Annotated in this window: 23 protein-coding genes and 1 pseudogene; 9 read left to right on the plus strand and 15 right to left on the minus strand. The window is 51.5% G+C overall.

Annotation, left to right across the window (positions count from 1 at the left end):
• Positions 1-24 precede the first annotated feature (24 nt).
• Complete coding sequence (argS, locus tag OYT88_RS06940) at positions 25-1,695, minus strand: arginine--tRNA ligase (protein WP_274398870.1); 1,671 nt, start codon at positions 1,693-1,695, stop codon at positions 25-27.
• A gap of 22 nt (positions 1,696-1,717) precedes the next feature.
• Positions 1,718-2,182, minus strand: coding sequence for a YwiB family protein (locus OYT88_RS06945; RefSeq protein WP_274398871.1), 465 nt, complete (start codon positions 2,180-2,182; stop codon positions 1,718-1,720).
• A 337-nt stretch (positions 2,183-2,519) separates the two neighbouring features.
• Between OYT88_RS06945 and OYT88_RS06950 the strand changes: the two genes are divergently transcribed.
• Positions 2,520-4,562: a transglycosylase domain-containing protein gene (locus tag OYT88_RS06950; protein WP_274398873.1), complete on the plus strand. Its 2,043-nt coding sequence runs from the start codon at positions 2,520-2,522 to the stop codon at positions 4,560-4,562.
• Positions 4,563-4,896: 334 nt separating this feature from the next.
• On the opposite strand, the gene OYT88_RS06955 is transcribed toward OYT88_RS06950, so the two are convergent.
• Entirely contained in the window at positions 4,897-5,433 is a 537-nt protein-coding gene (locus tag OYT88_RS06955; protein ID WP_274398874.1) for a YwhD family protein, read from the minus strand.
• A gap of 219 nt (positions 5,434-5,652) precedes the next feature.
• On the opposite strand from OYT88_RS06955, the gene OYT88_RS06960 reads away from it, so the two are divergent.
• Positions 5,653-5,883 (plus strand): hypothetical protein, encoded by a 231-nt coding sequence (locus OYT88_RS06960; protein WP_274398875.1) that lies wholly within the window; start codon positions 5,653-5,655, stop codon positions 5,881-5,883.
• A 58-nt stretch (positions 5,884-5,941) separates the two neighbouring features.
• A complete protein-coding gene (locus OYT88_RS06965; RefSeq protein ID WP_274398877.1) occupies positions 5,942-6,175 on the plus strand; it encodes a YdbC family protein in 234 nt (77 codons plus the stop codon).
• Between the two features lie 192 nt (positions 6,176-6,367).
• On the opposite strand, the gene ssuD is transcribed toward OYT88_RS06965, so the two are convergent.
• Genes ssuD through OYT88_RS06985 form a run of 4 tightly spaced genes read right to left on the minus strand, consistent with a single transcriptional unit; the run spans position 6,368 to position 10,204 of the window.
• Positions 6,368-7,504, minus strand: a complete 1,137-nt coding sequence (gene ssuD / locus OYT88_RS06970; protein WP_274398880.1) for an FMNH2-dependent alkanesulfonate monooxygenase — start codon at positions 7,502-7,504, stop codon at positions 6,368-6,370.
• Positions 7,505-7,555: 51 nt separating this feature from the next.
• Positions 7,556-8,407: an ABC transporter permease gene (locus OYT88_RS06975; RefSeq protein ID WP_274398882.1), complete on the minus strand. Its 852-nt coding sequence runs from the start codon at positions 8,405-8,407 to the stop codon at positions 7,556-7,558.
• Positions 8,408-8,427: 20 nt separating this feature from the next.
• Positions 8,428-9,423 (minus strand): aliphatic sulfonate ABC transporter substrate-binding protein, encoded by a 996-nt coding sequence (locus OYT88_RS06980; RefSeq protein WP_274399194.1) that lies wholly within the window; start codon positions 9,421-9,423, stop codon positions 8,428-8,430.
• Between the two features lie 13 nt (positions 9,424-9,436).
• On the minus strand, positions 9,437-10,204 hold the full coding sequence (locus OYT88_RS06985) for an ABC transporter ATP-binding protein (RefSeq protein WP_274398884.1): 768 nt from the start codon (positions 10,202-10,204) through the stop codon (positions 9,437-9,439).
• Between the two features lie 641 nt (positions 10,205-10,845).
• Between OYT88_RS06985 and OYT88_RS06990 the strand changes: the two genes are divergently transcribed.
• Positions 10,846-12,069 (plus strand): glutathione synthase, encoded by a 1,224-nt coding sequence (locus tag OYT88_RS06990; RefSeq protein ID WP_274398886.1) that lies wholly within the window; start codon positions 10,846-10,848, stop codon positions 12,067-12,069.
• 155 nt (positions 12,070-12,224) lie between these two features.
• Here the strand turns inward: OYT88_RS06990 and OYT88_RS06995 are convergent, their stop codons facing one another.
• The 3 genes from OYT88_RS06995 to OYT88_RS07005 all read right to left on the minus strand — a co-directional run bounded on the left by OYT88_RS06995 (position 12,225) and on the right by OYT88_RS07005 (position 15,250).
• On the minus strand, positions 12,225-12,791 hold the full coding sequence (locus tag OYT88_RS06995; RefSeq protein ID WP_274398887.1) for a GNAT family N-acetyltransferase: 567 nt from the start codon (positions 12,789-12,791) through the stop codon (positions 12,225-12,227).
• On the minus strand, positions 12,769-13,320 hold the full coding sequence (locus OYT88_RS07000; RefSeq protein WP_274398888.1) for a YwgA family protein: 552 nt from the start codon (positions 13,318-13,320) through the stop codon (positions 12,769-12,771). Before OYT88_RS07000 ends, OYT88_RS06995 begins: the two co-directional genes overlap by 23 nt.
• Positions 13,321-13,957: 637 nt before the next feature.
• The gene (locus OYT88_RS07005) at positions 13,958-15,250 is read right to left on the minus strand and encodes an HD domain-containing protein (RefSeq protein ID WP_274398889.1); all 1,293 of its coding nucleotides are present in this window, start codon (positions 15,248-15,250) and stop codon (positions 13,958-13,960) included.
• A gap of 711 nt (positions 15,251-15,961) precedes the next feature.
• On the opposite strand from OYT88_RS07005, the gene OYT88_RS07010 reads away from it, so the two are divergent.
• The 5 genes from OYT88_RS07010 to murI all read left to right on the plus strand — a co-directional run bounded on the left by OYT88_RS07010 (position 15,962) and on the right by murI (position 18,648).
• Positions 15,962-16,111, plus strand: coding sequence for a hypothetical protein (locus tag OYT88_RS07010; protein ID WP_274398891.1), 150 nt, complete (start codon positions 15,962-15,964; stop codon positions 16,109-16,111).
• Positions 16,112-16,130: 19 nt separating this feature from the next.
• Entirely contained in the window at positions 16,131-16,295 is a 165-nt protein-coding gene (locus OYT88_RS07015; RefSeq protein WP_274398892.1) for a hypothetical protein, read from the plus strand.
• A 140-nt stretch (positions 16,296-16,435) separates the two neighbouring features.
• Positions 16,436-16,636, plus strand: coding sequence for a hypothetical protein (locus OYT88_RS07020; RefSeq protein WP_274398894.1), 201 nt, complete (start codon positions 16,436-16,438; stop codon positions 16,634-16,636).
• An 81-nt stretch (positions 16,637-16,717) separates the two neighbouring features.
• Positions 16,718-17,629, plus strand: a complete 912-nt coding sequence (locus OYT88_RS07025) for a DMT family transporter (RefSeq protein ID WP_274398895.1) — start codon at positions 16,718-16,720, stop codon at positions 17,627-17,629.
• 239 nt (positions 17,630-17,868) lie between these two features.
• Positions 17,869-18,648, plus strand: coding sequence for a glutamate racemase (murI, locus tag OYT88_RS07030; RefSeq protein WP_274398897.1), 780 nt, complete (start codon positions 17,869-17,871; stop codon positions 18,646-18,648).
• A gap of 239 nt (positions 18,649-18,887) precedes the next feature.
• On the opposite strand, the gene leuD is transcribed toward murI, so the two are convergent.
• The 5 genes and pseudogenes from leuD to OYT88_RS07055 form a co-directional block, all read right to left on the minus strand.
• Complete coding sequence (gene leuD / locus OYT88_RS07035; RefSeq protein WP_274398898.1) at positions 18,888-19,478, minus strand: 3-isopropylmalate dehydratase small subunit; 591 nt, start codon at positions 19,476-19,478, stop codon at positions 18,888-18,890.
• Positions 19,479-19,494: 16 nt separating this feature from the next.
• The gene (gene leuC / locus OYT88_RS07040) at positions 19,495-20,904 is read right to left on the minus strand and encodes a 3-isopropylmalate dehydratase large subunit (protein ID WP_274398900.1); all 1,410 of its coding nucleotides are present in this window, start codon (positions 20,902-20,904) and stop codon (positions 19,495-19,497) included.
• Positions 20,905-21,168: 264 nt separating this feature from the next.
• Positions 21,169-22,245, minus strand: a complete 1,077-nt coding sequence (gene leuB / locus OYT88_RS07045; protein ID WP_274398903.1) for a 3-isopropylmalate dehydrogenase — start codon at positions 22,243-22,245, stop codon at positions 21,169-21,171.
• Positions 22,246-22,306: 61 nt separating this feature from the next.
• Positions 22,307-23,437, minus strand: a pseudogene (locus tag OYT88_RS07050) (2-isopropylmalate synthase); the annotation flags it as partial.
• A gap of 511 nt (positions 23,438-23,948) precedes the next feature.
• Positions 23,949-24,725 carry an ABC transporter ATP-binding protein gene (locus OYT88_RS07055; RefSeq protein ID WP_274398905.1) on the minus strand — a complete coding sequence of 259 codons (777 nt, stop codon included), beginning with the start codon at positions 24,723-24,725 and terminating at the stop codon, positions 23,949-23,951.
• Between the last annotated feature and the right edge of the window lie 139 nt (positions 24,726-24,864).

Here is a 24,864-nt window from a genome sequence, read left to right on the forward strand (position 1 = left end):
GGGGGCCGTGCTGCTGTTTTCTGTTTACATTTTTTCCGGAGCGGAAACGCCGATCAGATCCAGGCCGTTTTTCAATGTAATGCGGACGGCTTTCATCAGAGCAACACGGGCTTTACTGAGCGGGACATTGTCTTCGTCCAGAACTTTTTCCGCATTATAGAAACTGTGCAGGCTGGACGCCAATTCAAACAAATAGGACGGAATGTGCTGAATGGCCAGTTTTGCGGCACTTTCCGCGACTACGGCAGGAAATTCACCCAGCTTTTTGAGCAAATCAATTTCTTTCTCACCGGAAAGCAGCTCCAGATCAAGATCCGCGGAATCGGCCGGTTCGAATGCTTCGGCTTTCTTCAGCATGCTGCCGATCCGGGCATAGGCATATTGAATGTAGTAAACCGGATTTTCATTCGAGTGGGAAATGGCCAGATCCAGATCAAAGTCGAGATGGCTGTCCGAACTGCGCATCGTGAAGAAATAACGCGCCGCATCGACACCGACGTCCTCCATCAGTTCGCGCATGCTGACCGCTTTGCCGGTCCGCTTGCTCATTTTCACTTTTTCCCCGTTTTTGAACAGATTGACAAGCTGAATAATCTGGAAAGTCAAATGGCCGGGTTCGTAGCCGAGTGCCTGCACCGCTGCTTTCATCCGCGGCACATAGCCGTGGTGATCGGCGCCGAACACATCGATCAGCCGGTCAAAGCCGCGGTCAAACTTATCTTTATGGTAGGCAATGTCCGGCATAAAATAGGTGTACGAGCCGTCCGATTTAACGAGGACCCTGTCCTTATCGTCGCCGTATTTAGTGGTTTTCAGCCAGACGGCACCGTCTTTTTCATACGTTTCGCTTTTGCTTTTCAGAAGTTCGAGTGCATTCTCCACTTTTCCCGTTTCATAAAGCGAACGCTCCGAATACCAGCAATCGAACGTGACCCGGAAGTCGGCCAAATCTTTCTTAATGCCGCGCATGAGATGCCCGACGCCGAATTGGCGAAAGAACCGGATCCGTTCCTCATCCGGTTTTTCGGAGAGCGTATTCCCGTACTCCGCCACAAGCTGTTTCGCCAGTCCGATGATGTCCTTACCGTGATAGCCGTTCTCCGGGATCTCCGCATCCTTGCCGAGTTCCTGAAGATAGCGCGCTTCAAGCGACACAGCCAGGTTGGTGATCTGGTTGCCGCCGTCGTTAATATAATATTCAGCACTCGTCTCGTAACCGGCCTTCCTCAGCAGCTTGCAGAGCGTGTCGCCGACTGCCGCCCCGCGCGCGTGGCCAAGGTGAAGATTTCCGGTCGGATTGGCCGAGACAAATTCGATCATCACTTTCTTGCCGGCTCCGCTTGTCGTCGCGCCGTATCTGTCGCCCGCTTCGATGATTGTCGGAATCAGATCCGTCAGATAACGATTATCCAGGAAAAAATTGACGAATCCCGGCCCGGCGATTTCAATTTTGCGGATATGCCCCTTTTCTTTATCAAAATGTTCAACCAGTTCTTCCGCGATTTTGCGCGGCGGCTTCTTCGCAATCCGCGCCAGCTGCATCGCCATATTGGACGCAAAATCACCATGCGCTTTATCCTTCGGTGCTTCGAGAACGACAGCCGGAATCTGATCCGGCTGAGCCAGTTCCGCTTTCACCACAGCCTGTTTTATTTCTTCTTTTAATTGCTGCTTGACTTGCTCGACAATCGTCATGTTATAACCTCCAAAATTGCGTTCAGACTCCATCATCAGTGCTTTGCTTCATCCCTCTGAACCGGAAATCGAGCCGGAATCGGCCGCTATACTGTCCCTCCAGCATCATTTCGTAAATAAGGCCGGCCGTTCCGGAACGGGTTTCCCGATCCCAGGATGATTCTATCTTCAATGCCGTTGCTTCCGTTTTCAGCTTTCCAAAGGGGGTTTCGTACGTCCCTTCCGCCGGTGTTCCGACGAACAGGGGCTGCCTGAGCGGAACGGCGCCCTTGCGCCGAATCAGCGCCTCCCGGCCGTCTCCGCTTATTTTAATTGTATAATCGGCCGGTCCGGCTTCCGGAACCGCCGCACTGAAAATCAGGTACAGACTCCCCGCACCTTCGGCAATGCGTCCCCGCAGCACGGATTTTGTCATTTGATCGGCATCAGGCTGCTGCCTGTTCATCGTCCGGCTCGTAAAGACAATCTCGGCCTCATGAGTCTTCATCCGCTCACCTCCGCTCAGACTGCAAGTCCGTCTATCAGACAATCGCACCTGTATTCATACTTACTTTACTATAAAATAATGCTTCCGCTCGGGCAAGACTCAGTCCGCTTTTTTTTTACAAGGTGCGACCTGTTTCTGCCAAATCTGCGTCCATCCGGCAGCGGCTTTTATCCAGACATTTCGCGGCCGGTTCCGTCTCTCAAGCATTGCCGGAAAAATGAAAGTTTAAGCCGGAACGGGTGTTTAGAAAAACTCTCCTTAAACCATAATGTAGAAAAAGCAAAGGAAAAACACAAGGACAATCAGCACTGAACAGCGGACTGAAGGAGGTTCCAAGATGCGTTTCATCCGGCGGCTGCGGGAAACAAATAAAGACTATCTGAAGTGGGCGGCCCGTCTCGGCGCGCTGCTGGCGGCCGTGATCCTCGCATCTTTCGGCATCCTTCTCGCGGCAGCGAAACTGGCCGGACCGATGGATATTCCGGCAGCAAAGCCTGCCGTTTTTTATGATGACCGGCAGCAGCCGATCGGGAAATGGCAGGGAAAAAGCAGCCAATGGATCTCCATTGACACGATGTCTTCTCCCATTAAAATGGCGACGCTGGCCGTCGAAGACCGTCGTTTCTTTCAGCATCACGGATTTGATTTCCGGCGGATCGCCGGATCGGCCATGGTCGATCTGCGCAGTTTTTCAAAAGCCGAAGGGGCAAGCACCATCACCATGCAGTATGCTAAAAATCTCTTTCTGACGAATAACAGGACATGGCAGCGCAAAGCGGAAGAAATGTTTTATACACTGCGTCTCGAGATGAATGAATCGAAGAAAGATATTCTGGAAGGCTATCTGAACACGATCTATTACGGCGAAGGTGCGTATGGCATTGAAGCAGCGGCAAAAACCTATTTTAACAAAAATGCAAGCGACCTGACGCTTGCGGAGGCCAGCATGCTGGCCGGTATTCCGAATGCTCCGAGCCTTTATTCCCCTTTTCTTCATTATAATCAGGCAAAGATGCGGCAGAAGACCGTTCTTGAAGCGATGGTTGAAAGCGGATTTCTGACAAAAAAACAGGCAGAGACCGTCTATTCCGCTCCGGTCCGCCTCGTCCGGGGCCGGGAAAAAACAGCGGAGGAAGCGCCCTATTTTCAGGATGCGGTCCGGCAGGAGCTGACCCGGCTGCATTTTAGTCAGAAAGAACTGGCTTCAGGCGGGCTTAAGGTGTACACAACGCTCAACCCCAATGCTCAGCAGGCCGCCGAGTACTGGGTACGAAAAACACTCCCGGCAAATTCCGGCCTGGAGACCGCTCTTATTGCCCTTGATCCGAAAACAGGCGGTGTCGCGGCAATGATCGGCGGACGCGACTATCAAAAAAGCCCGTATAACCGGGCCATTTCAGCGGAACGCGCACCCGGTTCAACCTTTAAACCCTTTCTTTATTATGCGGCGCTGCAAAACGGCTTTACTCCGGCTACTCTGTTAAAAAGCATGCCGACGGTTTTTACGTTCGATAACGGCAAAGCGACTTACGCACCCAATAATTTCGGGGGCTACTATGCAAACGGCCCGATTACGATGGCCCAGGCTCTCGCGCTTTCCGACAATATCTTTGCCGTGAAGACCCATCTGGCGATCGGCATGGGGGAAATGATTCAAGCAGCCAGGCTTGCCGGGATCACCAGCCCGCTTGAGGCCGTTCCGTCTCTTGCGCTCGGATCCGAACCGGTCAGTGTGCTGGAGATGGCCAGGGGATACGCCACTTTTGCCAACGAAGGTGCAAGAATCAATCCCCAGTTCATCACAAAGGTAACCGACGGTCAGGGCCGCGTGCTCTATGAATGGCACCCCGAAAAAAAACAGGTTCTGAACAAACAGGCTTCGTTTGTTCTCTCACAGATGATGACCGGAATCTTCGACAGCCGGCTGAATGGCTATACAAAAGTGACTGGCGGAACGGTCGCAAACATGCTGACCCACACCCTGGCGGCTAAAACCGGCTCGACGCCGACCGACAGCTGGATGACCGGATTTTCGCCCGATCTCGTCTCCGCCGTCTGGGTCGGCTACGATAAGGGGGAAACCATCAACACCTATCCCGACGGCAGCTATGCTAAAGAAATCTGGTCTCATTTCATGGAATCCGCACTGGACGGCACCCCAAAGAACCTTTTCACGCCGCCTGAAGGAGTGATCCGTGTCAGCATCGATCCAAAATCCGGGCTGCTTGCCTCTGCGCAATGCCCTGGCCGGCCGACTTATTTTGTCAAAGGGACCGAACCGATTCTGCATTGCAGCGCCTCGCAAGGCCATCCGGACACGAAAGCAAAGCAGCCTCTCCGGGAAAGGAGCTTCCTGTACCGGCTGTTCCACTGGTGGTAAAGAACAATGCCGGCAAGAACGATCTTCAGGGCTTCAGCCCGCAGGATCCGAATAAGGTACGGAACGGATACGAAGGCGAAACGTCCGGCCTCCGAGTGAACTTTTCCGCATCCGGAGTCTTTTGAAATTTTTTAAAAGAGTGGCCCTCACCGGATTCCATGAAGCTGCACTCCGACTATTTGATCCGGTTGATCGTCTGCCTTTCGCCGCGATGGACGGACACCCCGATCATTTAAAGCCGGCTGTCTGCATTTCCTGGCACAGCCGCTGCACTTTGCATACGGGAGACATGCAGCCGGGACCTTATTCCCGCGGCCTCGGCTCAGCTCCCCTTTTACAGGTCACTCTTTTCCAGCTTTTCCTTCAATTCGGCGTTCGCCCGCTGCCACTGACCCGGATCGGCCTTTTCTAAAAAATCGCGCAGCACTCTTTTCGACGGGGCGTCCATCTCGTCAATCGCGACTTTGCCCTTCAGTGCTTTATCCATTTTATTGACATGATCGGCAAGCACTTTATAACCGCGCCGGATCTGCCGGTTGATGATCATTTCGGCGGCTCCCGCCCCCGAGTAATGCGGACCCTCTTTTGTAATTTCCGTATTCACCCAAACGAGCCAGTACTTCTTCCCGCCGCCCTGGAGATCAGCCTTATCTTTAGAAAAACGGATACGCCTTTCGACGTCGCTGCGGGCGTGAAGCGCGCCGATATCCACGGCAGCCGTTCCCGCCTCGACATCGATAATGACCGGAGACAGATTATCGAGATTAACCAGGCCCGCACCGAAACCGCCATGGCCCTTTGTCGCGTCGCCTTTTATAATGTTAAATCCTGATTTTTTCCCGTCCTGATGAAAAATATCCAAATCATTCATCCCTTCGCAGACTCGCTTCATTTGATAGAGCTATTTTATCACATGGATCCGCTTTCCGCTTCTAAAACGGCCGGGGGCGGCTGTGAATCGATCTGTTCTGAGCCGGCAGCCGGCCGGACTTTTTTTTCATGTCTCTTCAGATTCCTGCAACCATTGCCAAATTGGGAGACAACCCTTATTCTGATAATAGTATTCTTTTAATCTGGGGGATTTACTGACATGATTCTGGTCCGATGCATTAAAAATGTGTACGGGGAAACGGACGATATTGCGCTGGGCTTACTGGAAGGCCGGCTGCTTTTCAAGGTCAACAATTTTTATATGGCCGATCAGGATGAGGATGGCCACCTTGTGACACAGGACGAGGAAGGCGAACCGCACATCATCGCGGACAGCCGTGAAGTGCTGAACAGCGATTCATGGTTTCGCGAACATTTCATTCTTATCTGACCCGGGCAATCGGCGTCAGACGACTGACTATTTATTCTAAGATCAGAGGTGCAAAATAATGAGCAGCATTCAATATGAAATCGTCAAACGCGTCGGCACCCTTTCCGAATCGCCGAAAGGGTGGCAGAAACAGCTGAACATCATCAGCTGGAACGGACGGGCGCCGAAATACGATTTGAGAGACTGGGCACCGGATGGTGAAAAAATGGGCAAGGGCCTCACTCTGTCTCTCGACGACCTCAAGGCGCTTAAAAAACTGCTGAATCATATGGAAGAACTGCAGGAACCATAAAGCACGAGGCAAAGCCGCAGCAACGGCCGATCCGGAGTCCTGAAAAAGAGCCGCATTCCCCGCAAATGACGGAAAAGAGCGTCTGAAAGCCGAACAGCGGCTTTCGGACGCTCCTGTTGATTCTGCAGACTTGATTCATCGCCGTTTAAGCATGCAACTTTATTCTTTAATAAATAAAACGGCTTTTTCTCTTCAGACTTTTATAAATTTAGGCGAAATGGCATTCCCAATCATTTCCCCGTAATTAAAGGTTACCGGCTTGCGGTCAAACTCAAGCGGCAACCGGGGAAACAACAATTCGGCAACCCGGTAGGCCTCCTCCAGATGCGGATAGCCTGACAAAATAAAGCGCTCGAAACCCGCCTGGCGATATTCAAGAAGCCGTTTTGCAACGTTTTCAGGATCACCGACCAGGGCCGTTCCTGCGCCGCCTCTGACCAGTCCGACACCCGCCCACAGGTTCGGGCTGATCTCCAATCTTTCTCTGCTCTTATTCCCGGCAGAATGAAGACGGCTCATCCGCCGCTGGCCGATCGAATCATATCTTGAAAGCACCTGATCGGCTTCCCGGATTGCCTTATCGTCAACATAGCCGATGAGCCGGTCCGCTGCCTCCCAGGCCTCTTTTTCCGTTTCACGGACGATCACATGGATCCTGAGGCCGAATATAACTTTTCTTCCCCGCTCTTCTGCCAGTTTTTTTACTTTGGCAATTTTCTGCGCCGCCTGTTCCGGAGGTTCTCCCCATGTTAAATAAACATCGGCGTGTTTTGCCGCCACTCTAATCCCGGCTTCAGAAGATCCGCCAAAAAAGATCGGCGGATGCGGTCTCTGAACCGGCGGAAAAAGAAGACTGCCGTTTTCTACCTTTACGTGTTTTCCCCGGAAGGAAACCTTTTCTCCGCTTAATAAACGTTTCCATACTTCTAAAAATTCATCCGTTGCTTCATAACGCTGATCATGATCCAGGAACAGTCCGTCGCCCGCCAGCTCTACAGGGTCCCCGCCGGCCACAACGTTAATCAGCGCCCGGCCCTCAGAGATGCGGTCCAATGTCGCCGCCATTCTGGCTGCAAGAGTCGGCGACATTAACCCCGGCCTGACGGCAACAAGGAAGCGCAGATGATCGGTTACCGATGCTAGCGACGCGGCAAGCAGCCACGGATCCTCGCAGGATTTTCCCGTCGGAAGCAGCACTCCTTTATAGCCCAGCTGATCCGCCGCCTGAGCAATTTGTTTAAAATAACCGTATGAACCGGCCCTTCCTCCTCTTGTCGTCCCTAAGTACCTGCCGTCTCCATGTGACGGAATAAACCAGAAAATTTCCATATTATGCTCCCCCGAATCACATTTTATTTAGGAACTGGCCTTGTACGAATTTTAAATGCCGCCTTTATAAGTATCCTGCCATTTTAAGAAATGCCGCTCCATAAGTTTCACAAGCGAATCGGTCAGTTTGCCGACAATCGCGAAAATGATGATGCCGACAAAAACGACATCCGTATTGCTGAACTGCCTGGCATCCATAATCATATAGCCTATTCCTGCCGTCGAGCCCATCAGCTCGGCCACGACAAGAGATAACCAGGCCGCTCCCATTGATAAACGGATGCCGAGCAGTATATTGGGCAGCGCGGCCGGAATAATAAGCAGCTTCAATTTTTTCCATCTGCTGAATTCAAGAACACGTGCTACATCAAAGAACTTTGCATCCACCCGGCGGATACCCAGAAATGTATTGACATAAATCGGGAAGAAAGCGCCCATGGCAATCAGCAGAACTTTCGATGTATCCCCCAGACCGAACCACAATATGAATAGAGGCGCCACAGCCAGATGCGGGATGGTCCGCACCATTTGCAGGCTCGGATCGAGAACGTTTTCCGATTTTACGGACAGCCCCACAATCAGACCAAAAATCAGACCCAGCCCTCCCCCGATTGCAAACCCTCCCGCAGCCCGGGCAATACTGATCCCAAGATCCGGGAACAGAACCCCGTCAACCGTCAAATTCTCGGCCGCCGACAGGATCTCGGCGGGGGTCGGCAGAACCGCTTTTGTGAAAAATCCTAAAGAACCGATTAATTGCCAAATCAGCAGGATAAGAAAAGGGACAATGAGCCCGGACAGGAACTTACTGACCTGACTTTTTGAAAACGGCCGAATGATTAACCCTGAAACCTGAAGTTTCGGCAGGGTGGGAAACGCATGTACGATTTCCTTCTTGCTCATGGAGCATTCACCTGCTTCTGTCATTTTTTCAATGCTTTTTCGATGTACTGGTTGTCTACTACTTTGCCGGTATCGATTTTGTTATTTATAATCTTTAATGATAATTGGAAATCGGCCGTCTTCTGCTGAGCATGAATGATCTTTTCCGAAATCGGCACGTTAATTGACGGATTACTTTTTAATGCACTGGCGACCACCCTTTTATCCAGGTTCTTAGCTTTCGCATAGATAGCAACCGCCTCATTAAAATGCTTATTTTGCCATAATCGCGCTTGTTCATAAACCTTTAAAAAAGTCACGGTCAGATCCGGATGATCTTTGGCAAATTGCGAGCGTACAAGAAGAAAACTTGGCGACAGGCTGTTCAGATCCGACTCGGTACTGAGCACTCCGGCCTGATGCTCTATGGTTTCATAAGAAACAAACGGTTCCCATACCGCCCAGGCATCGACCTTTTTTGAATTGAAAGCAGCCTGCGCCTCATCCGGCTGAAGCTGGATAATTTGTACATCGGAATCTTTTAATCCGGCATGCTGCAATGCTTCATACAAGAGGTTGAATCCGCTCGATCCTTTGGCAACAGCAATTTTTTTGCCTTTTAAATCTCTTATTGTTTTAATAGCGCTTCCTTTGGAAACCAGTATGGCATCCGCTTTACCTCCGATACGTGTGTTTGAAATCTCCGTGAATCCAATACCTGCTGCCTGAGCCGAAATCACCGGAGAGTTGCCCACACTTGAAAAATCAAGATGATTGGCGGAAAGCGCTTCGATCTGAGGCGGACCGCTTTGAAATTCCGTCCATTGCACCTTGGCATGCTCTTTGGCAAATGCTTGTTCGAACCATCCTTTCTCCCTCGCCAGAAGCAGGGGATCGACGTTCTGCTGAATGCCGATATTTACAATCGTCTCAGTGCCGTTCGCCTTCCCGTTTGCCTGGTTCGCGGCACATCCGGACAGTGCGGTCATCAGTAAAAGAAATCCGACGATGAAAAGTAAAACGGATTGTTTTTTCATCATGATCACTCACTCACTGGTTTTGTTGTCTGACTAATGAAAATTCATCAGCGCTTTCAAATTCCTGCAGCACGTTTTGTCTTATTTTTTGAAACGACGGATGTGTCCTTTGGCGGGGAAACGGCAGATCGATGCGGATCAGCCGCTGTATCCTTCCCGGATGCGTCCCCATGACAACGACACGATTGCCGAGATAAACAGATTCGTCCAGATCGTGTGTGACTAAAATCATGGTTGTCTCCGTTTCCAGCCAAATCTGCAGAAGGACCTCCTGCAAATGCCGGCGGGTAAAAGCGTCCAGCGCTCCGAATGGTTCGTCCAGTAATAAAACTCCCGGTTTTCTCAATAAAGCTCTGGCAATTGCCACCCGTTGCGACATTCCTCCGGACAATTCTTTAGGATAGGCCTTCGCAAAGCCTCTGAGTCTGACAATATCGATTAACTCATCCACTTTTTTTCGAATGGCCGCTTTTTTGAGCGGCAGATTGCCGGCGATATTTTCTTCAACGGTCAGCCACGGGAACAGACGATGTTCCTGAAAAACAAATCCCTGTTCAATGCCGGGCCGGTTCACCGCACGTTTACCGATTTGAACACTGCCCTCATAATCAGAATCCAGGCCGGCGATGATTTTTAACAGAGTACTTTTCCCGCAGCCGCTGGGTCCGATAATGGTGATAAATTCACCATTATCAATGTCGAGGTGAATATCATCAAGCACAGTCATGACCCTTTGTCCCTTGGCAAACGATTTATTTCTGATATCGATACTGATCTCCAAACCTGTCTCACCCCAATTGTTTTTAATGTTTCTTCTTCGGGCACTATGATCAGGCATTTGTCATTTAAAGAGGCGGCAGGCTAATGTACAATGACGGTTCGGATGCGATTTTTCGAAAGTACTGATATAATAAAGAGTGTGTGTTGCGGGTAACGGTTCGGGACGTCGTGGGTGCTGAGCCGTTACTCCTTTTTTTGAATCCGGGATTTTAAAATTCCAGTAGATGTTCCGGCCGGCCAGTCAAATAGTGTCATCTTATTTTTATTTATGCATGATTGTCCGGCACTTGGCGATCTCTTTATCATGGACATTCTCTTTCCCCCCTTTCCCTTGATTGTTTAAAGAAAATTCAACAAATAGACAATTATCACTTTAAATGATGTGATTGACCTCATATTAATTCCTATATTCTTATAAGTCAACTATGAATTAAATTTTTCAACCGCTGTTCTACTTCTTTCTTCCGTTGTTTCTCCACTGCGGCCGATTGTTCAATTAATTGAAATCCATCTTTTAATCCATTAAACTCAGAGTAGTTAAGCCGACGATTTAAGATTTTTCAGCACTCCTCTATCTCTCTCTGAACGGAAGACGAATCGTGCAGGAACGGTTTTGAAATTAATGAATGCGAGGAATAATATATGCCTGACGACAAACGACTTTCCCCCTCAAGTCTGATGACAAAGGGTTATTTCGGACTTGAACGGGAAAATTTAAGAATTAATCCGGACGGATCCCTGGCCTTGACGCCCCATCCTGCCGCATTCGGAGACAAACTGACCAACCCCGAAATTACAACGGATTTTTCTGAGAGTCAGATTGAAATCATCACACCTGTTTCGACCTCTCTTCCCGAGCTGCTGTTCCGTGAAAAATACCTGATAAAAAAAGTCTATCGGGGAATCGGCCCCGAGCTGCTCTGGCCGTTGAGCAGCCCGCCCGCGCGCCTGCCTGCGGAGGAGCGGATCCCAATAGCGGACTTCGGTCCGGCGGGAAAAGATAAAAACGACTACCGCGCCTATCTCGCCCAAAAATACGGACGGCGCAGACAACTCTATTGCGGCATTCATTTTAATTTTTCATTTGCCGAAGAAAATCTGTACAATGAGGGAGCAGGCGTAGAAGAACGGAACCGGCTTTATCTGAAGATGGCAGCTGTAGCGATGCGCTATCGTTTTTTTCTTGTTCATCTGCTGTCGGCAAGCCCCGAGACGCACGGCGGCGTCTGTTACCGATCCGCCCGTCTCAGCGCTTCCGGCTATAAAAACATCGAACCGGTCTATCTTGATTATTCGAATCCCGCCGCGTATCTCGCTTCGCTGTCGTCTGCCGTGGAGACAGGGCTTATTGAAAGTCCGCGCGAGCTGTATCAGCTTGTCAGGATTAAGGGAAAAGGATTTGAAGACCTCATGTGGCGGCCCGAGGCCGACCGGATCGAACTGCGCATTCCGGATCTGAATCCGCTCTATGCAGAGGGTATCAATCCTGATGACTTGTATTTGATGCATCTTTACTTAATGTGGGCGGCCCAGGAGGAAGACGAACCTTTTGACCGCGAAAGCCAGGCATGGGCGGATCGATTATCCGATGAGGCGGCACGGATGGCCGTCTCCGATCCCTTGGCGTATCAGATGCGCTATGTATTCGGCAGGCTCCGTTCTTTCGTCCGGCAGAAAAATCTGCCTGAAATTTACGCAAACGCGCTCAATCAGGCAGAAGGAAGATGGCTCCATCCGGCTCGCAGATACGCGGAACGGATCTGCGGACGTATCCACGGAGAAAGTACGTTCGCTGCCGGCACGGTTCTCGCAAAAAAAATAAAATCCGTTTACCTCCATACGGCAGAGAGCCGGCGGGCTGAATGACGATCGTCCGCGCGCTCCGTCCCCCGAAGCGCGCGGAGAAACTTAAACAAATGTTTGCTTAACGCGGCTGTTCTGCATCCGGGCCGGACGGCTGCCGCCTGCTTGCAGAAAACTTCAAGTATCGTTCCCAGCTATCGCGGCAGGGAACGTGCTTTTTATGGGTTCGCTTTTTTCAGGCGGGCCTTCCGCCATTCCGATCTCAGAAGGCTGTATATTTCGTGATTGACAAAATGATCATAGATCCATTCGGCATCGCGGATTGTGCCTTCATGTGCGAAACCGAGCCGTTCGGGAATTGCCCGGCTTTTTGCATTCTGGGTGGCCGCCCCGATCTCGATCCGGTTTACAGCTGTCGTTTCAAAGGCATCGTCAATAACCGCCCGGCAGCACCGTGTCATGATGCCCTTTCCCTGCCTGTCTCCGGAGAGCCAGTAACCGATGCTCGTTCTCCGGTTTTGTAAGTCGTACGGATGAAAGCCGATCATCCCGCACAGTTCGCCGCGATAAAGAATTCCGGCCTGAAATCCCAGTCCCTGGCGAAACTGTTCCGTCCAGCCGGCAATCGATGCAAAATAATTTTCCGCCGATGTGACACGATCCACCCAGGGGAGAAATTCCCGCAGATAGTCGCGCTGTCTGTCGATCAGAACAAACAGCGGGAACGCGTCAGGCTGTTCTAACAGTTTAAGCTGAATTTCGTCATCCACCCTGAATGTAAACATTTTTATTCCCCCTGATCCGGGCGGACGGCCCGAACGGTTTATTTGCGTAGAGCGCAGCTATAAAAGTATATGCCCGCCGCACATCGGTTTGATTAAAATGTTTCCCGATTGCCTGTGCCTTTTCAACGGCCGACTCGCGGGGCAGCCGATCGAAATAAAGCAGAATGGATACGAGTTCGAGAAAGGCAGCCGTCTCGGCATTAAGCTTTTCCACTGCACTTTTAACAGACGGAAGCTGATTTTCCGCGTGCGCCAGAAAAGTTCTGCCTTCTTCGGTCAGCCGATAGCAATAGCGGCGTTTGCCGCCTGTCTCCTTCTGTTTTTCTAAAAGGAAACCGAAATCGCACAATTCTTCCAGCTGCATCGTCAGTTCTTCGGAATAAGGCCCATAGAAAAGAAAGCGATAGGTTTCATGAAACGGAAAACCTATCTTTTGCAGTATGTATACCATTTTCTGCAGCTTCTTTCTGCCGGCGATCTCGCCTGCCTGATCGATCAAAGCCGCAATTTTAGCATGATCCTCCAGCATTTTCGCAAATTCCCCCCGATTAATATTGATTTTATCTGTATTGTCCGGCCGCAGCGGCAAAAACAAGTCAGCCATTTTCAAACTGCGGCCGGCATGGCTTGGCCGCTATCGTAGACAGGTTTCGGCGTTGCCAAAAAGCGAATCGGTTTCTGGCTATTCGCACTTATTGGTTCCAGGCCGTTTACTGTCGATTCTTCAGGCGTTACTGACGCCTCCTTGCGATGAACTGCTGATTCGTGGCCATTTACTGATGATTGGCCGCTCTTTTCTGTTGACTGTCCGGCCGTGTGTTTCTGTGAGCACATGGAAATCGGCTTTTTCTGCCTCTGTTGTCACAGTCTCCCGAGAAAATGGCTGCATTGCCGCTCAATGAAGCGCTCTGCTTTATTGCGGATGGTCCATAACTTTGAATCTGAGACGGCGGTGAACAGATGGTTTGAGGATCTTCCAACGAAAAAAGAATTTTCGGTCAGGAACGTACACAGCTTCTGTCCGTACGCCCTGTGCATCACGCAAAAGTCACCGCGTTCCGTGAAAGTACATCCTGTGAACTGCTTCGGAATCATCATGCTCTGTGCGGCGAACATCTCCTGCCTTGCTGGAGCTGCCGCATCTGCGGACAGTGCACCGTACTTTTTCATATATGCAAGAGTTCGCATATTTCTTTTTTTGCTTTTGAGTGATTCGGCAGGTCGAGCACCCTGTCCTTCGGATAATACAATTTATGATCGGTACGCCTTTTTCCCGTAATCGCGCCTACGACATCCGATTCCTGCGATAATTCATGCAGCTTGCCGTCCGGCATCAGCAGCTGAATCGGCTGACGTTCTTCCTCTTCACCCGGACGATAAAAATCATATGGGCAATCCGAAGAAGAATCGACCTCAAGATAATACTCCGGATCGATTCCCGCCTCGATGAATGCTTCTTTTAATTTATCGTCAACATTCAGCTGATCTTTTGAGATCTGGACGTATTTAAAGAGGCGGCGGTTTATGAAGCGGCGGCACAGGTCGCTGAGAATCGGATCGTCCTCCTCCTGCCAGACCTGAAAGAAGTACATGATCACTGATTCGTCCAGCCTTAAATAATCCTGAAGCGTCATCCTGCCCTCAAAAAGCGTCTGCAGCGGAACCGGCCGATACTTGAATCTGAATCCGGAACGATACAGCATTTTGGCCCGGTGAAGGATTTTGGTCAAAATAACTTCGGCGCTTCGTGTCACCGGATGAAAATAAACCTGCCAGTACATTTGATAACGGCTCATGATGTAGTCTTCCACCGCGTGCATGCCCGAAAGCTTGAAAACGATCTGATCATTACGGGGCCTCATCACACGCCAGATCCGTTCCATATCGAAATGGCCGTAGCTGACGCCCGTGAAATAGGCGTCACGCAGCAGATAATCCATCCGATCTGCGTCAATCTGGCTGGAAATCAGGCTGACGACCAGCCGGTTCTTGTACGTTTTCCCAATCACATCTGCAACTTTTTGTGGAAAATCGCCGTCAACCTGTTCCAAAAGGCGGTGAATCTCCGTATCGCCGAGAATGATCGCCTGTGTATACTGTTCGTGATCGGTGCCGAACACCTTTTCAAAAGAATGCGAGAACGGCCCGTGCCCGACATCGTGCAGCAGCGCCGCGCACATTGAGAGCAGCGTCTCTGAGTCGTCCCAGTCATTTCTGTTTTTAAAAATATGAATCATCTGGCGTGTAATCTCGTAGACGCCGAGCGAATGGCCGAAACGGCTGTGTTCCGCCCCGTGAAAAGTCAGAAATGTCGTCCCCAGCTGGCGGATGCGCCTCAGCCTCTGAAATTCCGCAGTGCCGATCAGATCCCAGATCAGCCGGTCGCGGACATGAATATAGCGATGCACCGGATCCTTGAAAACTTTCTCTTCATCCAGCCTCTCAAACTGTTGGGTCACGACGACCACGCCCCTGTTATTTTTCTCCGTTCAGCCACCGTATCCGAGGCCTTTCCGGAGGGCTCTGTGACCCATTATAGCTTTTTTATGCAAAAAAGGGAACGGCCGGCCGGCGCGGCTTGTCTAAACAGGAACCCTCCCTGTGTTTCTCTTCTTTGCCATTCATCTCGTTCCGTTTTTGCATTTCCGTTCGCCCTCCTCCGAAACATACACGGAGCGCAGCGGCTTCTGCGCCATGACGGACAGCGCATGCTTCGGACAGAAGACTCTTTGTTTCTATGTCATCGCCCGGCCGGTTGATTTTATGAAATCCGTATAGTACATTGATAAACGATGTCAATAACTTTCACTCTATCTAATATTAAAGATAAAATGCTGTTCTTCCAATTTATGTGGCCAGCCGGACTGCGGTGTGAAAACGTTTTCTGTTTTTCCGAAAAGCGATCTGCTTATACGAGCGGCAGTCTATTCCTTTGAATGTTCATGCGAGCAGCGATTGATTCTGCTGAAAAGGAAAATACCCTGCCGGACCGACGTTAAATGGCGGAAACGACTGATCTCTTCTTCGGCCGGCCGCGTATTCCTGTAAATCGCTGCAAAAACCACCGGAAAACGCTGCCTTACCATCAGTAAAGCGCGAAATATCGCCAATAACGTGCGGGAGAACCGACAGGAACAGCCAAAGAATCGGCAGTAAACGGACCGGAAACTATGGTTTCGGTCGCGCCAGGCAGTTTTTCGGTCTGCCTTGGCTCTGTATCGGTCGGCACAGACGATTTTTCGGTCGTTACACTGCGTTTATCGGTCGGGACCAGGAGTTTATCGGTCGCGCTCGGTTTTTCGATCACGGCCGCGAGTTGATCGAACGTGAGCTGCTATTTTGCGGGCGGCGGCAGACGATTATCGGCCGGTGACTATGGTTTCGGTCGCGCCAGGCAGTTTTTCGGTCTGTCTTGGCTCTGTATCGGTCGGCACAGACGATTTTTCGGTCGTTGCACTGCGTTTATCGGTCGCGCTCGGTTTTTCGATCACGGCCGCGAGTTAATCGAACGTGAGCTGCTATTTTGCGGGCGGCGACAGACGATTATCGGCCGGAAACTATGGTTTCGGTCGCGCCAGGCAGTTTTTCGGTCGCGCTCGGTTTTTCGATCACGGCCGCGAGTCGATCGAACGTGAGCTGCTATTTTGCGGGCGGCGACAGACGATTATCGGCCGGAAACTATGGTTTCGGTCGCGCCAGGCAGTTTTTCGGTCTGCCTTGGCTCTGTATCGGTCGGCACAGGCGATTTTTCGATCGTTACACTGGGTTTATCGGTCGGGACCAGGAGTTTATCGGTCGCTGCCGGAAAGGGAATTTCATTCCTCATATCGCCTCGCCGCCGGTAAAAACAAAACAGGGGAAAACTTATCCTGTCTCTTTTCAAAGCCGGGATTTTTTATGATAATAGCAAGGGGGGGCTGCACGGAATGACGAAATCAATGGCAAACGGGCTGCTATTGTTAGCTTCTGTCTTTTGGGGCTCCGGATTTGTCGCTATAAAAATAGTACTCGATGCCCATGCGTCTTCAGGATTCATCAATTTTTTCCGCGGCGTTATTTTTGTTGTGCTGGCATTTATGCTCTTTCACAGAAACATTTTAAAAATGACCCGCCTGGAATTCAAAATCGGGCTGATTGCCGGGCTGCTCAATTTTGGCGGATATATGACGCAGACCATCGGCCTCCTGTATACGACTCCGTCGGATAATGCTTTTATTTCCTCAACCTATGTGGTGATGATCCCGATCATAGCCTGGATCGTCTTTCATAAAAAAATTCCGGTTAAAAGCGTGATTTCTCTGCTTTTCTGCCTGCTCGGCATGGCCGTACTGACCGGAGTATTGAATCGGGCGTTCACTTTCAATCTCGGCGATGTATACTCTTTGATCTGCGCGCTGTTTTACGCAGGCTCCATCGTGTATCTGGGTTACGGAGCAAAAATAGCGGATGTCAGCGTGATCGCTTTTATGCTGGCGGCCGTCCAGGCAGCAGGTGGATTCGTTTTTTTTCTGCCGGGAGGGGTCGGACAGTTCGCAGCCGTCAATTGGTCCGTTGCGCTCTGGCCTTTGATTTATGTAGGCGTCATTTGTTCATTTGTCGGTCAAACCTTGCAGATTTTGGCACAGAAACATACTACCGCAACATCTGCCGGACTGATTATGATGCTTGAAGGCGTTTTTGGCAGCATTTTTTCGATCATTTTTGGTTATGATCATTTAACAGCCCATTTATTTTTCGGAGGATTGTTTATCACACTTTCACTTATTCTTATGGAAGTCGACTTACAGCATTTTCCATCTGGATTGCACCGGCATTCTCATTCCAAGAGCGGTATGTGAATTTTTATAAATCCTATGTTTTGAACGGTTCCCTTCAAGAGCCTGTCCCGCTTGATTTCTATAAAAGGCTTCTGCGAAAATTGGCCGTTATCCAATTTATGGCATTGTCATCGGCAAATTGCCGGTCCGGAAAAAAGCGAAAAAGACGTTATAGATAATCAGACTTATGATATGGACGCGAAAAGATGCTATACTGAAACCGATTGAACGACAAAATTAAACAAAAGAAAGTGAATTCGATGAAAATAGCCGTTTTTGATTCTGGTATCGGCGGAATGAGCGTATTGTACCGGATCATCAAATTATTGCCGAATGAAGACTATATTTACTATGCGGATACGGCGCATTTACCTTACGGAGAAAAATCTAAAGACGAACTCAAAAAATATATTTTCCAGGCGGCGGATTTCCTGATGGCTCATGACTTAAAGGCCTTGGTGATCGCATGCAATACGGCGACCAGCGCAGCGATTGAAGATCTGCGCGAATATTGTCCCTTCCCGGTCCTCGGCGTTGAGCCCGCGGTAAAACCGGCCGTTCTGGAAAGTGAGAAAGAGAATAAGAAAGTGCTGGTGCTGGCAACAAGGCTGACACTTAAGGAAGAGAAATTTCACCAATTGGTCGAGCGCGTCGACAAGCACGATATTGTCGACGGCCTCCCGCTTCCGGGGCTTGTCACCCTGGCCGAGGCCTTTCATTTTCAGGAAGATCAGGTTGTGCCTTACTTAAAAGAACAGCTGAAACCGTTTGACCGGAATCAATACGGCACCGTGGTTCTGGGATGCACCCATTTTCCGTTCTTCAAGGACAGCATTCAAAAATTGTTTCCTGAAAAAACAGACATTATTGACGGCAGCGTGGGAACGGCGAAGAACCTGAAACGGATTCTGGAAGAACGTCATCAGATCGGCGGCGGAACGGGAGCCGTGTCCTTTTATCAATCCGGCCGGAAAGTGGAGGACAGGGAGACACTGAATCGTTATCACCAATTGCTGAAGAGGCTGGATCATTTACAATGAGCGCAGACCGGCCTTCATCCGCAGCAGCGCAACACCGATTGAATGAAAAGCGGCGGTGCCGGAACAGCCGGCAACATAATGCTGAAACACATAAACACCTCCCGGCAGGTTTCCTGCCCGGGAGGTGTTTGATTCAAGCCGGCTTATCTTTACCGATCCGGCCGGCAAAATCATGATGCGGCTCAATCAGGCATTTCTCGGCTGCCGCGGCAGCGCGGCCTACCCGGAACGGCCGCTTTTCAAGCGTACATTGCGTGTTTCCGTTCGTATGCGGCAATTTCATCTTCGTACCCCATCGTCACGGCAATTTCATCAAGGCCTTTAACAAGCATCTCTTTCTGATAAGGATCGATAGCGAACGTGTAGCTGAACCCGTCCCCCGAGATCAGCTGTTCCTGCAGATTAACGGTTAGATGGAGGGACGTTTTCACGGCATAGGCGATCAGCACATCCGTTTTTTCCTTGTCCAGCCGTATGGCGAGAAGCCCGTTTTTCTGGCAGTTATTATAAAAAATGTCGGCAAAACCGGGGGCAATGATCACCTTGAAGCCATAATCCCGCAGGGCCCAGGGCGCATGTTCCCGTGAAGATCCGCAGCCGAAGTTATTGCCGGCGACAAGAATAGAAGCTCCTGCATATTTGGGCTGATTCAATACAAAATCCGGATTTCTGCCGCCGTCCTTGTTAAAGCGCCAATTAAAGAAAAGACATTCGCCGAATCCTTTCCGTTCGATCCGCTTCAGAAATTGTTTGGGAATAATCTGATCGGTATCCACATTTGCCCGGTCCATCGGGCAGACAAGCCCTGTAAAAGTTCGAAATGGTTCCATGAATTTACCTCCTCAATCAGTGCACTTTCTCAATTTCTCTGACGTCAACGAAATGGCCGCTGATCGCTGCAGCCGCGGCCATCGCCGGGCTGACAAGGTGTGTCCGCGAACCGGCCCCCTGGCGTCCTTCAAAATTGCGGTTGGACGTTGACGCACAGCGTTTTCCCGCCGGAACAATATCGTCGTTCATCCCGAGACACATGCTGCAGCCGGACTGGCGCCATTCAAAGCCCGCATCTGTGAAGACTTTGTCCAGCCCTTCCTGCTCCGCCTGGCGCCGGATCTGCTGCGATCCGGGAACAACCAGCGCACGGACGTCCTGATGGACATGCCTGCCGCGAACGATTTCCGCCGCCTGGCGAAGATCGCTCAGCCGCGAATTGGTACACGATCCGATAAAGACGACATCAATCGGAATTGCGGCTATCGGGGTTCCGGGTTGCAGACCCATATAGGCGAGAGCTTTTTCGGCGGCCTTCCTTTTCTCCTCGGAACCGAAAGAGCCGGGATCCGGAATTGTGTCTTTAATCGACGATCCCATGGACGGATTCGTACCCCAGGTTACCTGCGGTTCAATTTCAGCCGCATCGATCTCAATCGTCCGGTCATAAACCGCCCCTTCGTCAGTCGCCAACGCCAGCCATTCTTCCGCTGCCCGTTCGAACGCCTCGCCTTTCGGCGCGAATCGTCGGCCGCGGATGTATTCGACCGTCGTTTGATCCGGACTGATCAGACCGGCCCTGGCTCCTGCCTCGATCGACATGTTGCAGACAGTCATCCGTTCTTCCATCGACAGATTGCGAACAGCTTCGCCCGTATATTCGGCGATGCAGCCTGTGCCGACCGAAATACCGTATTTCGCGATAATAGCCAGGATCAGGTCTTTCGCGGCCACTCCCGTGCCGAGTCTGCCGTTCACCCGGATCTGCATGGTTTTCGGCCGTTTCTGCCACAGCGTCTGAGTTGCCAGCACGTGCTCCACCTCGCTCGTACCGATGCCGAAAGCGATCGCCCCGAACGCTCCGTGAGTCGATGTGTGGCTGTCGCCGCAGACGATCGTTTTCCCAGGCTGAGTCAGGCCGAGTTCGGGGCCGATGACGTGGACAATTCCCTGGTTCGGGCGATAAACGTCCGCCAGCTCAATACCGAAGTCCGCACAGTTTTTTTCCAATGCGGCAATCTGAATTTTGGAAACCGGATCCTTCGTCTCGCGGTTTTCCGTCGTCGGCACATTATGATCGACAGTCGCGAACGTCCGGTCCGGCCGCCTGACTTGCCGCCGATTCAGGTGCAGCCCCTCAAACGCCTGAGGGGAAGTCACTTCGTGAACAAGGTGGAGATCGATATAGAGCAGGTCGGGCTTTCCTTCCTCACGGTGAATCAGGTGATTTTCCCATATTTTTTCGATTATTGTCCGTGGTTTCATTCCATTCCTTCCTTTCCTGAAGCTTTAACCGACTATCTCATCAGACCGGGGCCCCTGCGGTTCGCCGGTACACGCAGCAGATGCATGATCGAATGATCGGGTCTTTCGAAATTCTTCATCTTTCAGAAAAATCGTCTTTCCGCAATTGATTGCCATCCCGGAACATATCACTTTTCAGGGGAGTTCATGACAGCCGGGCCGCGGACCGGCTGCGTACACGGATCAAACAGGCATGCCCTTTAACTTGCATGCTTTTTTCATCGCTCAAAAAGTTTCATTCAGCGCGGCGATAACCTGATCGGTCATTTCCGCAGTATTGACCGGGATTATCTGTTCCCCGCCGGTTTTCAGATCCGCCGTGCGGAAGCCGCGTTCGAGAACTTTTAAAACCGCCCTTTCGACAAGTGCCGCTTCACGGTCCATATCGAGCGAATAGCGGAGCAGAAACGCGGCGGACAGGATCGCCGCAAGCGGGTTGGCCTTTCCTTGTCCGGCTATGTCCGGAGCCGATCCGTGCACCGGTTCATACAGGCCGATTTTATCCGCCCGCAGGCTTGCCGACGGCAGCATGCCGAGCGATCCGCTAATGACGGAGGCCTCGTCGCTCAATATGTCGCCGAACATATTCTCTGTGACGATCACGTCAAATTGGCCGGGATTGACGATCAGCTGCATCGCCGCCGAATCGACCAGCAAGTGGCTGACCGCAACATCCGGATGGCGGCCGGACAATTCGTTCACGACTTCCCGCCAGACGCGGCTTGACTCCAGCACATTGGCTTTGTCGACGGAAGTCAGTTTCTTTTTTCTTCCTTCGGCCAGCCGGAAAGCTTTTTCGACGACGCGTTCAATTTCGCCGACACTGTAAGCCAGTGTATCGACGACCTGCTCGCCGCGCCGCTCGCTCGGTGTGCCGAAGTAAAGGCCGCCCGTCAGCTCGCGGACGATTACGAAATCGACATGTTCCACATAGTCTCTTTTCAGCGGCGAGTTGCCGAGCAGCGGTGCAAACGTTCTGACCGGACGCAGATTGGCGAAAAGGCCGAGCGTCTTGCGGAGGCCGAGCAGCCCTTGTTCGGGACGGACCCGCATTGACTGCTGATCCCACTTCGGACCGCCGACCGCCCCGAATAAAACTGCGTCGCTCGCCGCACACTGGTCAACTGTATCCTGAGGAAGCGGCGTGCCGTCCGCATCAATAGCGGCCCCTCCGATGCGTTTTTCGACAAACCGCACATTGCACCCTTTTTTTTCAAAAACGTCTTTCAACACACGGACAGCGGATCCCGTCACTTCCGGGCCGATCCCGTCGCCGGGAAGCACCGTAATCGTCCTTGTCATTTCCATTCCCCCGTTCCTTTCGTTTTCAATGGGTGATCTTCGTTTTCCCCGCATGTGCGAACAATGACAGAAGATCTTTGTCGCTGATTTCCTTCTTTTCATCCGCCATCTTCTTGAACGCTTTAAAAGATTGATCGACCTGCTCCTCCGACAGCTGCACGCCCAGGTCTGCCGCCCTCATTCTGAATGCGTGACGGCCGGAATGTTTCCCGAGCACCAGCCGGCCGGTATCCAGCCCGATCAGCGACGGCGACATAATTTCATAGGTTGCCCGGTTCTTCAGCACCCCGTCCTGATGAATGCCCGCCTCATGGGCGAAGGCATTGGCTCCGACAACTGCTTTATTCTTCGGAACCGGGCTGTTCATCAGTCTGCTGACCAGATCGCTCGTCCGCTTGATTTCATCCAGCTTCAGCCGGGTGAACGTTTTGTACGTATCCCGGCGGACATGCAGCGCAACGCCTATTTCTTCCAGAGCGACGTTGCCGGCCCGTTCACCGACACCGTTCATCGTACATTCGACCTGACGGACTCCGGCCTGAAGAGAAGCGAGCGTATTCGCCGTCGCCATCCCGAGGTCGTCGTGGCAGTGGCAGGAAAAACGCACGTGGTCGGCATTCGGTACGGATTCCCGAATATAGGTGAACATGTCCGCATACTCCCGAGGTGTATCATAGCCGACCGTATCGGGAAGATTGATGACCGTTGCTCCAGCGTCAATCGCTGCCGTCACAACTTTTGCTAAAAAAGCCGGATCACTGCGTGTGGCGTCTTCCGCCGAAAATTCGACCTGCGGAAAGAACCGTTTGGCATAGCCGACCGATTGAGCGGCGCAATCGAGAACGTCGGCCGGTGTCATGTGCAGTTTATCAGCCATGTGTATCGGCGATGTTGCAATAAATACGTGTACGCGCGGATTTTCCGTGTTTTTCAATGCCCGCCAGGCGGCGTCGATGTCGCTCTTCAGACACCTTGCAAGCCCGGTAACCGTACTGCTCTTTACCGCATCGGCAATGGCGGCCACTGCCTTGAAATCATCCGGCGAAGAAGCGGGGAAACCCGCTTCGATGACATCCACGCGGAGCCGTTCCAATTGCAGGGCGATCCTCATTTTTTCATCATCGTTCAGACTGCATCCCGGCGACTGTTCTCCGTCACGAAGTGTCGTATCGTAAATTTCAACCTTCTCCATTTTCGCAAACTCCTTTCTCATATTTTCATCACAATCACAGATCCCGGCCGTCTCTCTTTTTACCGAACTCGTTGACACACTTGTTTTATAAAAAATAAAAGAAGCCTCTCCGCGCCCTGCAGCGACTGCAGGGGCGAAAAGGCTTCTTTTCACGGTACCACCCGGCTTTCGCTATTCCTTGCGAAATAGCGACTCGGCGGCAGATTCAGATCACGCTGAACCTGCCTTTTTCTTAACAGGTGTCAGAAACACCCGGTCCGCCCTACTCATTCCTTTTCAGGCAGACACTCGGAGGTGAGCGCATCATCGGGGGCGCCGCCGGATTTTCACCCGCTTCCGGCTCTCTGAAAGGCACCGCGCCGCGATTTTTTCCTCCTCATCGATTTATCGCACGGCTGGCAGTTGCAAATGCCGGCCGCTTTGTTTTTAAACTCAAAAGGTTGTGAATTTTATGATACACGTTTTTAGAATTTTGTCAATGATAATAAAAATATTGAATCTTTCTTCTTTCTCATGATCGGATGGCCATTGAAAGCCGGCCGCCGTGCCGTTCGACAATGACTCCGCCGCCGTAAAAGGCGGTCATGTTTTCCGGCGTCATGATGTCGGCGGTCAATCCGGACTGATAGACCGCGCCCTCTTTAAGCAGCAGAGTATGGGAAAAGCATGGCAGGATTTCGCCGACATGATGGGTGATGAAAATCATTGTCGGAGCGTTTTCCGATTCGGTAAATCCCTCAATCAGCGTCAGCAGCCGTTCCCGGGCAAAGATGTCAAGCCCGTTGCACGGTTCGTCCAGAATCAGCAGCTCGGGAGATGCCATCATGGCACGGGCGATCAGGACACGCTGCTTTTCCCCCTGAGAAAGCGTGCCGTACGGCCTGGAAGCAAACGGCGAACAATGCATGAGCTCCAGCAATTCTTTCGCTTTGCGGACGTCTTGCGGATGAACGGCTTCATAAAGCCCGATGGAAGCGAATTTACCGCTCAGCACAATTTCTTCCGGAAGTTCATGCGGGCGCAGCTCGTTTCCGAGCGCGGAACTGACCCAGCCGATTTTCTTGCGCAGCTCGCGCAGGTCCCCCTTGCCGAACGGCATATCGAGCACCGACAGCGTTCCGCTCGACGGCCAGATATAGCCGTTAATCATTTTCAGCAGTGTCGTCTTCCCTGAACCGTTCAGTCCGACCAGAGACCAATGTTCCCCTCTTCTCACATGCCAGGTCACGTCTTTCAGCACCTCTTTATTTTGGCGCCGCCAGCTGACATGGTTTGCATTAATGATCATCGCACCGTCCCCTTCTTTGCCTTTTACGAAAAACGGAGCGTGCAGCGCGGCAGCAGCGGGAGTCCGGCTTTCCCCGCGCGAAAATTTTAAGATGGACGTCCTCTGCCCCGATATCCCGCCTGAAACGCTGTCCGCGCGC

This window comes from Sporolactobacillus sp. CQH2019, from assembly GCF_028765345.1.
Lineage (GTDB): Bacteria > Bacillota > Bacilli > Bacillales > Sporolactobacillaceae > Sporolactobacillus.